Annotated in this window: 10 protein-coding genes; 4 read left to right on the top strand and 6 right to left on the bottom strand. The window is 40.0% G+C overall.

The genetic code is table 11. The features are described 5' to 3' along the window. Positions 1 to 18 precede the first annotated feature (18 nt). The 3 genes from GJ691_RS17365 to GJ691_RS17355 are packed head-to-tail and all read right to left on the bottom strand — an operon-like array spanning position 19 to position 3,074. Positions 19 to 732 (bottom strand): hypothetical protein, encoded by a 714-nt coding sequence (locus tag GJ691_RS17365; RefSeq protein WP_154369236.1) that lies wholly within the window; start codon positions 730 to 732, stop codon positions 19 to 21. 32 nt (positions 733 to 764) lie between these two features. Continuing rightward, positions 765 to 2,459, bottom strand: coding sequence for a gamma-glutamyltransferase (gene ggt, locus GJ691_RS17360; RefSeq protein WP_154369234.1), 1,695 nt, complete (start codon positions 2,457 to 2,459; stop codon positions 765 to 767). 30 nt (positions 2,460 to 2,489) lie between these two features. Next, the gene (locus GJ691_RS17355; RefSeq protein WP_154369233.1) at positions 2,490 to 3,074 is read right to left on the bottom strand and encodes an acyl carrier protein phosphodiesterase; all 585 of its coding nucleotides are present in this window, start codon (positions 3,072 to 3,074) and stop codon (positions 2,490 to 2,492) included. A gap of 95 nt (positions 3,075 to 3,169) precedes the next feature. Between GJ691_RS17355 and glmM the strand changes: the two genes are divergently transcribed. Next, on the top strand, positions 3,170 to 4,558 hold the full coding sequence (gene glmM / locus GJ691_RS17350) for a phosphoglucosamine mutase (protein ID WP_154369231.1): 1,389 nt from the start codon (positions 3,170 to 3,172) through the stop codon (positions 4,556 to 4,558). A gap of 31 nt (positions 4,559 to 4,589) precedes the next feature. Here glmM and GJ691_RS17345 read toward each other — a convergent pair whose 3' ends face one another. Further along, positions 4,590 to 5,468, bottom strand: coding sequence for a lysophospholipid acyltransferase family protein (locus tag GJ691_RS17345; RefSeq protein ID WP_154369229.1), 879 nt, complete (start codon positions 5,466 to 5,468; stop codon positions 4,590 to 4,592). A gap of 60 nt (positions 5,469 to 5,528) precedes the next feature. Between GJ691_RS17345 and GJ691_RS17340 the strand changes: the two genes are divergently transcribed. Both GJ691_RS17340 and GJ691_RS17335 read left to right on the top strand, forming a co-directional pair. Next, a complete protein-coding gene (locus GJ691_RS17340; RefSeq protein ID WP_154369227.1) occupies positions 5,529 to 6,179 on the top strand; it encodes a rhomboid family intramembrane serine protease in 651 nt (216 codons plus the stop codon). Between the two features lie 163 nt (positions 6,180 to 6,342). Then, positions 6,343 to 7,983: an LVIVD repeat-containing protein gene (locus GJ691_RS17335; protein ID WP_154369225.1), complete on the top strand. Its 1,641-nt coding sequence runs from the start codon at positions 6,343 to 6,345 to the stop codon at positions 7,981 to 7,983. A 72-nt stretch (positions 7,984 to 8,055) separates the two neighbouring features. On the opposite strand, the gene GJ691_RS17330 is transcribed toward GJ691_RS17335, so the two are convergent. After that, the gene (locus GJ691_RS17330) at positions 8,056 to 9,186 is read right to left on the bottom strand and encodes a TlpA disulfide reductase family protein (protein ID WP_154369223.1); all 1,131 of its coding nucleotides are present in this window, start codon (positions 9,184 to 9,186) and stop codon (positions 8,056 to 8,058) included. 103 nt (positions 9,187 to 9,289) lie between these two features. Then, positions 9,290 to 9,778: a hypothetical protein gene (locus GJ691_RS17325; RefSeq protein ID WP_154369220.1), complete on the bottom strand. Its 489-nt coding sequence runs from the start codon at positions 9,776 to 9,778 to the stop codon at positions 9,290 to 9,292. 101 nt (positions 9,779 to 9,879) lie between these two features. Between GJ691_RS17325 and GJ691_RS17320 the strand changes: the two genes are divergently transcribed. After that, positions 9,880 to 12,777 (top strand): FAD-binding and (Fe-S)-binding domain-containing protein, encoded by a 2,898-nt coding sequence (locus GJ691_RS17320; protein ID WP_425481750.1) that lies wholly within the window; start codon positions 9,880 to 9,882, stop codon positions 12,775 to 12,777. Positions 12,778 to 12,830: the final 53 nt, after the last annotated feature.

Here is a 12,830-nt window from a genome sequence, read left to right as displayed (position 1 = left end):
CTAACAAACCAAGGAATATTAATCCTGATTATAAGCTTTTACATTACCCATATCCAATTTAATTGGACCTAGACTATGGGTTTTGGGTAAAAATGCACCGCTTTCGGTCAATTGCCAGTCGTCCCAAGTGGCTTTTAGCCCTCCGATAGGAATGATCTTTACCCATAGTTTGAAACTTATCGGAAAACCATTGGGTTGTAGTTCCCATAAGTAAGAGTCTCCAGGAGTGCTTCCGCCAGATGTGTAAGTGATCAGAAGTGCTTTTGTGCCATCATCCATAGGCACGATACGGCGTTCAACTCCTTTGTCAAAGACCTTGAACGGAGCTACCAACCAAAAGGAGTCATTGTTGAATAAATCTATGGCCTTTTTAATAGTTTTGTCCCGTTCTTGCGTTTCTGATATGATTTCACCTTTATCGTATACCCTACTTTTTTCGGTTTGGCTCAGGTTTAGGTCGACCATTATATCGTCCCATGATACTTTGACCTTACCCAAAGCCTTGTCCCATTTATAAGTATGTTCACCGTTTCGAAAACCCCATTCCAGATACCGGGTGTTTTTATAAGCTTCATTGTTGATCGCAGTTAACATCTTTTGTGCTAAAGCATCGGCTTCAGGGCCAGTTTGACCTTTCGGTAAGGGTTCGTTGTAGATAAGATAGGTAATTATAGATGCTATTGCTAGTAAGGCAACAAGACCGATTAATATTTTAATTGATTTTCTAAACATTTTTGGGGTTCTATAATTTAAAGGCACACTATTTAAAAGCCAACTGCTGTGTCGTCACCGCGTTTATCCGCTCCTCCTTCCAATCTTCCGTCAGGTAAGACCCGGATGGCATCTACCTTTCCTAAAATAGGTGTTCTGCCTTCATTTATAATATATCCTTTGGATTTTAATTCTTCTTTGACATTCTTTGAAAACCCTTCAGTTTCAAAAATTATATAATCGGGTAACCATTGATGGTGGAACCTAGGCGCATTGACCGCTTCCTGCATGCTCATTTTAAATTCGTAGGTGTTTAGAATGGTTTGTGCTACTGCTGTTATTATAGTTGAGCCCCCAGGACTGCCTACTACCATCCATAGCTTTCCGTCTTTTTCAACAATGGTCGGGGTCATGGAACTCAACATTCTTTTTTCGGCCGCAATACTGTTTGCTTCCGCTCCTATAAGGCCGAACATATTGGGAACCCCGGGCTTAGAGCTAAAATCATCCATTTCGTTGTTCAGGAAAAAACCCAATTCGTCGCAATACAATTTGGAGCCATATGCGCCATTAAGGGTCGTGGTTACCGAAACGGCATTGCCTTCTTCGTCCACTATGGAATAATGTGTAGTCTCTGAACTCTCATTAGTTTGAACTTTACCTCGTTCTATATCAGAAGATAAGGTGGCCTTATCGAAAGTAAAATCTTGCATTCTTTCTTCAAGGTATTTCTTGCTTAAAAGTACATCTAAAGGTATATCTACAAAGTCTGGGTCTCCTAGAAAATAATTACGATCGGCGTAGGCCCTACGACTTGCTTCGGTAAATAATTGGATGGTTTTGGTGGAATTATGGCCGAATTCCGAGATTTGATAAGGTTCAATCATTTTAAAAATCTGGTTCATGGTAACGCCACCACTACTTGGTGGACTCATGGAAATGATAGTCAAACCCTTGTAATTGAACGTAATAGGTTGTCGCCATTCCGCTTTGTATTTGGCCAAGTCTGCCATTGTGACATAACCTCCTTTTTCTTGAATAAATGAAGTAAGCTTCTGAGCTGTTTCCCCTTTATAAAATTCATCACGACCATTTTGGGAAATACGTTTAAGGGTGTTTGCCAATGCTGAATATTTTAAAGTGTCTCCCTTTTTACATGTGTTGAAAAACAATGTTTTATCTCCATTTACTTTAAGTATCTGTTCTCCGTATTTTTCTAAGCGTGCTTCTTGTTTTTCGGTTACGACAACTCCCTTTTCGGCCAAGGTTATAACAGGTTCAAGTATGTCTTTTATGGGTAAGCTCCCGAACTTTTCATGAACTTCAAAAATTCCGGCAATCGTACCGGGCACCCCTACGGCAGTTGCCCCAACGGTGCTTTTGCCTGGAATAACATTGCCAAGCGAGTCCAAATACATGTCCTTGTGTGCCGATAAAGGGGCTTTTTCCCTATAATCAATTGCGCCCGAATCCCCATTGCTTTTACGGTAAACCATAAATCCACCACCTCCGAGATTCCCTGCAAACGGATAGGCGACGACCAAGGCCATTTCGGTAGCTACCATAGCATCAAAGGCATTGCCTCCTTTTTTTAGTATTTCGGCGCCAATGGCCGATGCTTCTTCGCGGGCGGTTACTACCATGGCTTTGTTGGTTACCACTCCGGTAGGTTTGGCCGGTTGTTCTTTGCAATTTATTAGGATAATTAGGAAGGGAAGTAAAAGGTATAATCTAAAGTAAAGCTTCATATTAATAATGGTTGATAATTGAAAATTAGGCTATAGTGATTTATATTTATGTTTTGAAAAGGTGATTAGTTCATTAAAAAAATCTGTGAATTCCCTTTCAAAATCCGTGTAATGTTCTTCAAGGTCCAAAATAGCGAAATTCATTTTTGATTTATTTTTTGTTCTGCGGTTCATGCCGTTCAGAACCCTGTCTATTCCTTCCATTTTAGAATAATTGTAGAGCCAATTGTCACTGATCATATAGGGCATCATCCGTTGTACGCCATTGGGTAATATGGTGTAATTGTTTTCTAAAAGGTCGTAAAAATCATTCACGAAAACTTTTAAGGGGGTGTCCGAATAGTTTTTCCAATTCTTTGCTAAAAAATGGTCATAATAAATGTCAACGATGACCCGGCTATAATGACTGTAGTTCTTGTGTAATCGCTTACTACTGATTTTAGGGATACTGTGCGAGTCGGTGTAAGTGTCTATTTCCCGGTGTAGGATAACCCCTTTTTGTATGCGATCTGGTAGGTGGTCTATTTTATTGCCACGAATACTGTCTGCAATGAAGTTGCCTATCGCAATTTCATCATCACCGAAAGAAAGGTATATATGTGCCAGGAAATTCATTGGACTATAAATTTATTCATAAGGTCGAATTTACCAAATTGAAGGTTAGGATTGGTATTAGTCTTTTATATTTGCAAAAAAACTTTTAACAAATTATGACACTAATTAAATCAATATCTGGAATACGAGGTACAATCGGAGGTGAATCAGGGGACAATTTAACCCCGATTGATGCTGTGAAATTTGCGGCTGCTTACGGTATATGGTTAAAAGGGTATTCAAAGAAAGATGATTTAAAAGTTGTTATTGGTCGAGATGCTAGGATATCAGGTGAAATGATCCAGAATCTTGTGGTTTCAACACTGGTGGGCTTAGGTGTAGATGTAATAGATTTGGATCTTTCTACGACACCAACCGTTGAAATCGCCGTTCCTCTGGAAAAAGCGGACGGTGGAATCATATTGACCGCAAGTCATAATCCTAAGCAATGGAACGCCCTAAAGTTACTTAATGAAAAAGGGGAGTTTTTAGATGCGGCACAAGGGGCTAAAATCCTTGAGATTGCGGAAAGTGAGGATTTTGTATTTGCTGATGTGGATGATCTTGGTGAGGTAACCAAAAATGATGCCTATATCGATATTCATATTGATGAAGTTTTGGATCTATCATTGGTGGATGCCGATACGATTCGAAAAGCAAAATTCAAAGTAGTGGTAGATGGAGTGAATTCTACCGGAGGTATTGCAATCCCTAAGTTGTTGGAAACCTTAGGGGTCGAAGTGGTAAAGTTGTATTGTGATCCAAATGGACATTTCCCTCATAATCCCGAGCCGTTAAAAGAGCATCTGGGGGACATTTGTGAACTTGTTGTAAAAGAAAAAGCGGACTTTGGTATTGTAGTGGACCCGGATGTGGATCGTTTGGCATTTATCAGTAACGATGGGGAGATGTTCGGGGAAGAATACACCTTGGTGGCCTGTGCGGATTATGTACTGGGTAAAACGAAAGGGAATACTGTTTCTAATTTATCGTCTTCCAGGGCTTTAAGGGATATTACCGAAAAGCATGGTGGTACTTATGAGGCTGCCGCTGTAGGTGAAGTGAATGTGGTGACCAAAATGAAGGCGAATAAGGCGATTATAGGCGGTGAAGGAAATGGTGGAATTATTTATCCTGAGAGCCATTATGGCCGTGATGCTTTGGTGGGTACGGCGTTGTTTTTGATGTTGATGGCAGAAAAAGGGGGAACGGTCAAGGAATTACGCGATAGCTATCCGAGCTATTTTATGAGTAAGAAGAAAATTCAGTTGACTCCTGAATTGGATGTGGATGGTATCTTGAAAGCTATGGCGGATAAATATAGTGAGGAAGAAATCTCTACCATTGATGGTGTAAAGGTCGATTTTGCTGAAAATTGGGTGCACTTACGTAAGTCGAATACCGAACCTATAATCCGAATCTATACGGAAGCTAAAAGTCAAAATGAGGCTGATGGCCTTGCGGATCGTATTATTGGTGAGATCAAGAGTATAGCTGGTATTTAAATCAACCAACCTAGGTAAGGTGTCGAAAAGATTATTTTGGTTCTTTGCCGCGGTGTTTCCATCGACGATGCGTCCACAGGTAGTGTTCCGGTCTTTCTTTGATTTGAAGTTCGGTAAGTTCAATGAACTTATCGGTAATCTCGTTTTTTTCAGTGCTGCTTCCTGATAGGGTAATGGGTATGAACTCGGCTTGGTAATAGCCACGTTTTACCTTGCTGACTTTTAAAAAGACCACAGCTAGATCAAGTTTCCGGGCCAAGGTTTCGGCCCCGTTGAATATGGGGACCCTTACACCCATGAATTCTTTCCAATAATGGGCTCTCTTTACTTGTGGCGATTGATCACTGACCATACCGTATATGGCAGGGATATTGTTCTTATGGTTACGTATCACCGTTTTGGTGGTTTCTTGTTGTGAGATTAAAGAAGTGTTCCATTTTGCCCTGATCTTTCTGACCAGTTTGTCGAAATAAGAATTGCTGATTTTTTGATATACCGCATATCCTTTGGATTCTACGTAATTGTTGATGCTTACATTCCATTCCCAATTAGCATAGTGGGAGCAGAGGATCAGTACGCTTTTTTCTTTTTCGATTTCACGAAGTACTTCGGCATTAAGGACATTGTATTTCTTTCGAAAAGCTTCTTTGGAAAGATTCATGCCTTTGACCATTTCCAGGAACATATCGCACATGTGGCGATAAAAGCCTTTTTCAATTGCGGTCAATTCTTCTTTTCGTTTGTTGGGGAAAACCAATTCTAGATTATTGCGTACCACATCTTTGCGGTATCCGATTATTCGATACACCAAAAAGTATACGGCATTGGAAAACCCATAGAATATATGATGTGGAAGGATTGAAATTACCCATAATAAAGGGTATATTAAAATAAAGGCAAGTAGTTGCATGTATTACGTAGTAAAGCGCAAATATAGCTATATTTGGCTCGAAATATAACGCCTAAGTACATGTATAATCTAAACATCGCTACCATCGCCATTATAGCGGCTAATGTAATAGCATCTTTAAAAGGTTTTAACGACACTGGATTTTTTGAAAGATATAAATTCAGTATAGGGGGGATAAAGGGCGGACAGAAGGACAGAATGCTTGCTTCAGGGTTTTTACACGTGGATATGTCCCACTTGTTCATGAATATGCTTACACTTTACTTTTTCGCCGATGTGGTCATAAATTGGTTTGGTCCCATAAAATTTGTAGGCATATATTTTATAAGTCTTGTAGCGGGGAGTCTATTGGCACTGGTTTTTCATAAGAATGAGCCTTATTATAGTGCGGTAGGCGCGAGTGGGGCTGTTACGGGCATATTGTATACTGCAATTTTGTTGCAACCGGATATGCGTTTGGGGATTATGTTCATTCCTATACCCTTACCAGCCTATGTCCTCGGTATTGGTTATCTATTGTATTCCATATACGGCATGAAAAAACGATTGGGTAACATTGGGCATACCGCTCATTTTGGAGGAGCTATGGGGGGTTATGTAGCAACATTATTGTTTAAACCTGATCTTTTGGTAACCGACACGATGATGGTTATACTTCTTGCCGTTCCAATAGTTATTCTTTTCATTATGGAAAAGCTTGGGAAAATCTAGAATTGATCAACAAAAGGGAGGAAAGGGCGAAGATTCAATGTGGTTTTTACCGTTCCTCTTGTTTATTGGTATTTCATTGTAAATATTACTTTGGGAATATACGCATTATGTAATTTTGGCGTTAATATAGAAACCTAAATCTAAACCAAAACCAAATTTTAAAATGAAAAAAGTAAACCTACTACTTTGTTCAATTTTCTTATTGATTATGTCTTGTAGTGATGAAACTACGGTCTTTAGTGATTTTCAGGACGATATACAATTAGAAGGCAACGAACAGATTTTAGACAACAGTGTAAGTTTTGATTATGCTGGAGTACTGGAAATTGCAGAGGAAGTTAATATTTCAGGAAAACAAGCCAGTGCTTCCAAAGTCGATGAGGCTGGTGATTACCCGCTTACCTTGATCGCACAAATTGACCCCCCGTCTTATAGTGGAGGTGAGGACTTAACTGCTTCTCACGTACATGTAGATGGAGATTATGCGTACGTTTCCTATAATACTGTTGAAGATGATTATGCCGGAGGTATAGACATTATTGATGTAAGTGATCCTACTGATCCGAAAGTTACTTCTAGATTGTATTATGTAAATGCTGATTTAAATGCTATTGAATATAGTGATGGGTATATTTATGCAGTCGGAGGGGTTGATTCAGAAAAATCCGTTACGGCTACTTCAAATTCTTTTGTTGCAAAAATCCCGGCTTCAGGAGGAAGGATGTATACAAATGCTGGAATCGATTATGGTTTTCAGGAGGGTTACAATAGTACAGATATAGAAGTAACTTCTAATACCGTGGTAGTTTCAAGCGGTGGCGATGGTACCGTAACCATTTATAACAAAAGTGACTTAAGTATTTTAAATGAAGCCCCATTTCAGGACTTGAGGTCTGTGAAAATGGACAATGGTCAATTCGCTGTTCTTGATGCTGGTAGCGGAGTAAGCATACTGGATGATAATCTAAATGTAATAAAAGAAATACCTATAAATACTGATTTTGGTGCAGCGACAAAGCGAACTTTGGCTTTCAAAGATGGCAAGGTGATTGTTTCCGAGGGTTCAATAGGCGCCGGATTATATAATGTGGCTAGTGGTTCTTTAATCGAATATTTACCTGTGTTGATCGACCCTAGCGCAACTTCGACAGAGGGAAGTGAGACCAATGCAGTTGCTTTGAACGAGGAAATGATACTCATGGCCAATGGTGGTTCCGGACTTTGTCTTTCCGAAGACAATGGGGATGATGCCGATTTATACGGGGTTATTCAGTTAGAAGGCTCTATAAACTATGTAGAATCAAAAGACGATTATATTTTTGCGGCTTCAGGAAAAAGTGGGTTGCAAATTATCAAATTGAATAGGACAAGCGAAAGTTTGTCTACCCGTTGTAGTTCCCTTTCGACTTATTCGGGCAGTTCTGATTTAAATGTAAGGTTAGGTGAAGATAAGGGGTATAGTGGCTCAAAAAGATTCGCTAATATTGAAGTTGCCGGTACCTTGTTGCTTTGTGGTTCGTGGACCGTTAACAATGGAGTGGATGTTTATAGTGATGCTCTTTTCGAAATGTACGGTACATTGGTTGTTGGAAGAAACAATAAAAGAAAAGATGTGGTGGTTGATGAAGGGGCAACGTTTATAGTCGAGGGGAACCTTACTATTTATGGAGACCTTATTTTGAATGATGGGGCGAAATTGGAATTTATCGGAAATGACTCCGTAGTTAATATTTTTGGTTCGGTCGTAAAAAATGGAACTGTAAATGTATCAGGAAACTATGATGATGTAAGAAACAAATTTTAGCAAACTACTAAATAAAAAAATCCCTTCCGGTTAAACGGAAGGGATTTTTTTATTTAAAAAGAAGTAATGTGCTTAATTCAGCATTTCCGATATACGGGCCTCTAAAGCAGGACCTCTAAGGTTTTTTGCTACGATAACCCCGTTTTCGTCCAATAAAAAAGTAGCAGGAATAGCGTCAACATTATAAAGCTTTGCTATGGCATCGTCAAAATAGGCGATGTTGGAAACATGGTGCCATTCCAATCCGTCGTCCTCAATGGCTTTTTTCCATGCTTCAGCTGTTTTGTCCAGTGAAACGCCTATGATACTCAGGCCTTTTTCCTTGTATTTGTCGTAAACTTTTACCACGTTTGGGTTTTCTGCCCGGCAAGGTCTGCACCAAGCTGCCCAGAAATCGATTAACGTTGCTTTTCCTTTAACATCGTTTAGGGCCAAAAGTTTCCCGCTAGGCGAAGGGGCTGAAAAATCAGGAGCCACGGCTCCAACGCTTGTGTTTTTGGAGTTTTCTTCACGCTTCTTTAATTCATCCAGTGTTTTCTTAACTTTTTTTGCAGCTTCGGTCTCTTTGATTTCGGCAGAAAGTCCGTTGAATAGGGTTTGTAGTTCTTCCGTTGTCGATGTCCTTGTGTTTATGGCCCTATCTATAAGTAAAGCGGAAATCAAGGCGTTGGGGTTGTCCTTGATATAGCCCAATTCAAATTCTTCATATTCACCCCTTAGATCGTTCAGCTCTTCTTTCAATGAGTTTATCAGAACCGTATCCCTACTGTTTGATGCGGCCTTTAGGTCTTTTTGAATGTTCATTGCTTGCTGGGATACTTCTCTTGAGTTTTTTTGAAAGTCATATAGAAATTCGTTTTGCGGGGTGCCAGTAGACTTTGCCAAGCCAAGACTGTCTTTGTGGGCAGTGAATTCTATATCGCCATTTTCAAGTACAGTAGCGGCGTAACCGCCCAGTTGGTCTATGAAAATGTAATGCATTTCAGGTTGGTTTTGCTGTCCTTCGAAAACAAAAGTTCCGCCTTTTACTTCGGCGGTATCCACTTCAACCAGGCGATTGTTCTCTCCACTTCTTTTCAAATAGACGGCGGTACCATCGGCAACATCACCAGTAAGTGTTCCGTTTATTGAATAGCCTTCCGGTTTAGAATTGCAGCTTGCCATTAATCCTAAGACGATTATGGCTAAAAAAATGTTTCTCATTCGATATTTATTTATATGAATTGCAAATGTAGTTATTAGTGCCCATAAATAAAAAGCACTGAACGAATGTTCAGTGCTTTCTTTCTTTTTGAATGTCAGTGTTTTAGAATTGGTACCGTATTCCTAGGGCAATATCAAAGTCAAAATTATCAGAGAAACCGTCATAACCAATTAAACCGATCTCAGGTCTAAAGTCCAACGATATTAATAACGGAATATCAAAATTATATTCAATTCCTATATCGCCCGCTCCAAAGATGAACAACCCGTCGTTGTCGTCATCAAAGTCGATATCAACATTTCCTAATCCCCCACCAACTCCATAGTACCAGTTGAAGTTGCCGTCCAAAGGTAATACCCATTGGTATATACCTGCTAATTTAAAGGCATTGTAGTTTTTGTTATCGCGCCAGCCTAAATCCACTTCGAGGCGATTGTATCTGGATATTGATTTTTGGTAAGATATTTCTGCACCAAAACCATCACTGTCCCCCATTCGAAGACCTATGGCATGCTCTGAGATTTCTTGGCCGAAACCAAAGGAAAATGAAGCGAAAAAAGCAATTAACGTAAGTGTTTTTAAAAATTTCATAAGATTTGATTTTAGAGTTGTAAAAATAACGATTCTTTATTTTGCTGAAAATAATATCTTAATTTTGCAACCAAAATCGTACCAGGCCAATTATGGAGCATATGGATTTATTGAAGGAAGGTTTAGCTGGGGAACTATTGACCGATAATCTAAGTACCACATTATATGCCACCGATGCCTCCGTGTATCGAAAAATACCCTTGGCTGTGGCATTTCCTAAGAATATAGGGGATATTAAGAAATTGATTGCCTACGCTTCGAAAAACAAGGTGGGGCTAATCCCTAGGACGGCAGGTACTTCATTGGCTGGCCAGTGTGTAGGTGACGGAATCGTTGTTGATGTGTCGAAACACTTCACGGAAATCATCGATCTTGATATAGCCAATAAACGGGTAACCTTGCAGCCCGGTGTCATTCGTGATGAGCTCAATCAATATCTAGAGCCGTACGGATTGTTTTTTGGGCCAAACACATCAACATCCAACCGTTGTATGTTAGGGGGTATGGTCGGCAATAATTCTTCAGGTACAACATCAATCCAGTATGGGGTAACCCGTGATAAGGTAATTTCATTAAAGACGATTTTGTCAGACGGTTCGGAAGTGGAGTTCAAACCACTTTCCAAAGAAGAATTTGATAAGAAAATTACTTTAAATACACTTGAAGGAAAACTTTATAAAAATATTTATAAAGAACTATCAAACAAAGAAGTACAAGAACGAATAAAGGAAGAATTCCCGAAACCGGGAATTCATAGGCGCAATACGGGTTATGCCGTGGATGACTTACTGAAAAGCGGTATTTTCGGTGGCCCGGAAGAACAATTCAACTACTGTGAATTACTAACAGGTAGCGAAGGTACGTTGGCTTTTACAACAGAAATCACCGTGCAATTAGATGAACTTCCTCCCAAATATTCCGCTATGGTTGTCACGCATTACCGTACGTTGGAAGATTGTCTCAGTGATGTGATTCCCGTAATGAAGCATGGTCTTCATCTTTGTGAGATGATGGATAAGGTCATCTTGGATTGTACCAAGAATAACACGACCCAGCTTCAGAATAGATTTTTCGTTGAGGGTGATCCAGCCGCTTTGTTGATGTTGGAGCTTAAGGCAAATACTGAAAAAGAGCTGCAACAAGAGATAGGAAAATTGATAGCTACGATAACCGCATCTGGGTTGAGCTATGCCAACCCTATTCTCTATGGTGGGGATATTGCAAAAGCAATTGAGCTGCGAAAGGCCGGTCTTGGCCTTTTGGGGAATATCGTTGGTGATAGAAAGGCGGTGGCATGTATTGAAGATACGGCAGTCGCTTTGGAAGACCTGAATGCCTTTATATCCGAATTTACTGCAATCATGAAAGGGTATAAGCAGAATGCTGTTTATTATGCCCATGCAGGGGCGGGAGAACTTCATTTGCGGCCGATCTTAAACCTTAAAAAGTCAGAGGATGTGGCTTTGTTTAGGGCCATTACCACAGATGTAGCCAAGCTCACAAAGAAATATAGAGGCTCTTTCAGTGGGGAGCATGGTGATGGGATCGTTCGTGCGGAATTTATCCCAATAATGGTCGGGGAAGAAAATTATGAACTGCTTAAGCGGATTAAATCTTATTTTGATCCGGAAGGGATATTCAATCCAGGGAAGATTGTAGATGCCTATCCCATGGATGAGTCATTCCGCTATGAAGTGGATAGGGAGGAACCGGAGATACCTACTTTGATGGATTTTTCAGACAGTGAAGGTATTTTAAAGGCCGCAGAAAAGTGCAACGGTAGTGGGGATTGCCGCAAAACCCATCTTGCCAAAGGGGGGATGTGCCCTAGTTACCATGCAACGAAAAATGAAAAAGATACGACCAGGGGCAGGGCCAATGCCTTTCGAGAGTTTTTGACCACGGGAAGCGCGAGCGATAGGTTCAGTCAAAATGAACTTAAGGAAGTTTTTGATTTCTGCTTAAGCTGCAAGGCCTGTGCGAGTGAATGCCCAAGTAATGTGGATATTGCCAGTTTAAAAGCTGAGTTTTTATATCAATATCAGGAGAAAAACGGCTATTCCCTGCGAAGTAAATTGTTTGCGCATAATTCTAAGCTCAATAAAATGAGTAGTAAGGTTGCCGGTCTTACAAATGCGGTATATGGTTCCAAGGTGCTTAGTGGTTTAATGAAAAAATCGGTAGGTGTGGCCAGGGAACGCACCATGCCCAAAGTTTCAAGTTTTAATTTTGATAAGTATCTCAAAAACGTTTTAAATGAATCTGTTGGCTCAAATTCCAAAGTGGTCCTGTATATAGATGAATTCACCCATTATATGGATACGGACTTAGGCAAGGATGCAATTGGACTTCTGACAGGTTTAGGATACGAAGTACAGCTTTTTTATGCTGAAAGTGGCCGAACCTACCTATCCAAAGGATTTTTAAAACAAGCCCAAAAGTTGGCAATCGCTAATAGTAAGCAATTAAAGGTATTCGTTGAACAGAACGTGCCGGTACTAGGTTTGGAACCCTCTGCCATATTATCCTTTAGGGATGAATATAAGCGTTTGGTGCCTAACAAAGAGGAAATGGACGAAATTGCGGCAAACGCTTTCTTGGTTGAGGAATTTTTGGCTAAAGAGATAGAAAAAGGGAATTTAACATCGGAAAGGTTTACCAAAGAGGCAAAAACCATAAAAATACACGCCCATTGCCATCAAAAGGCCTTATCCAACCAAAAAGTAACTTTTGATATCCTCAACTTGCCCGAGAATTATACCGTTTCCATTATAAGCTCAGGGTGCTGTGGAATGGCGGGTTCTTTCGGGTATGAGAAAGAACATTACGATGTTAGTATGCAGATCGGGGAGCTTAAACTGTTTCCGGCCATCCGAAAAAGCGATTCATCAACCATTATTTCGGCCAACGGTACCAGTTGTAGGCATCAGATAAAGGATGGCACCGATAGGGATGCATTACATCCTATTACAATCTTAAAAAATGCTTTGGTAAATTGATTTTTGAATCCGTTCATTAACATTTATCTTTGGCGCTCTATGAACTTAATATA

It is taken from the genome of Maribacter luteus (assembly GCF_009674825.1).
Classification (GTDB): Bacteria; Bacteroidota; Bacteroidia; order Flavobacteriales; family Flavobacteriaceae; genus Maribacter_A; species Maribacter_A luteus.
This window is presented reverse-complemented; position numbering and strand designations above follow the sequence as displayed.

Excerpts from the sequence above, each read along its gene's own strand:
- ggt (WP_154369234.1), bottom strand. The coding sequence starts at position 2,459 with ATGAAGCTTTACTTTAGATTATACCTTTTACTTCCCTTCCTAATTATC.
- GJ691_RS17335 (WP_154369225.1), top strand. The coding sequence starts at position 6,343 with ATGAAAAAAGTAAACCTACTACTTTGTTCAATTTTCTTATTGATTATG.
- GJ691_RS17340 (WP_154369227.1), top strand. The coding sequence starts at position 5,529 with ATGTATAATCTAAACATCGCTACCATCGCCATTATAGCGGCTAATGTA.
- GJ691_RS17345 (WP_154369229.1), bottom strand. The coding sequence starts at position 5,468 with ATGCAACTACTTGCCTTTATTTTAATATACCCTTTATTATGGGTAATT.
- GJ691_RS17355 (WP_154369233.1), bottom strand. The coding sequence starts at position 3,074 with ATGAATTTCCTGGCACATATATACCTTTCTTTCGGTGATGATGAAATT.
- GJ691_RS17330 (WP_154369223.1), bottom strand. The coding sequence starts at position 9,186 with ATGAGAAACATTTTTTTAGCCATAATCGTCTTAGGATTAATGGCAAGC.
- glmM (WP_154369231.1), top strand. The coding sequence starts at position 3,170 with ATGACACTAATTAAATCAATATCTGGAATACGAGGTACAATCGGAGGT.
- GJ691_RS17365 (WP_154369236.1), bottom strand. The coding sequence starts at position 732 with ATGTTTAGAAAATCAATTAAAATATTAATCGGTCTTGTTGCCTTACTA.
- GJ691_RS17325 (WP_154369220.1), bottom strand. The coding sequence starts at position 9,778 with ATGAAATTTTTAAAAACACTTACGTTAATTGCTTTTTTCGCTTCATTT.
- GJ691_RS17320 (WP_425481750.1), top strand. The coding sequence starts at position 9,880 with ATGGATTTATTGAAGGAAGGTTTAGCTGGGGAACTATTGACCGATAAT.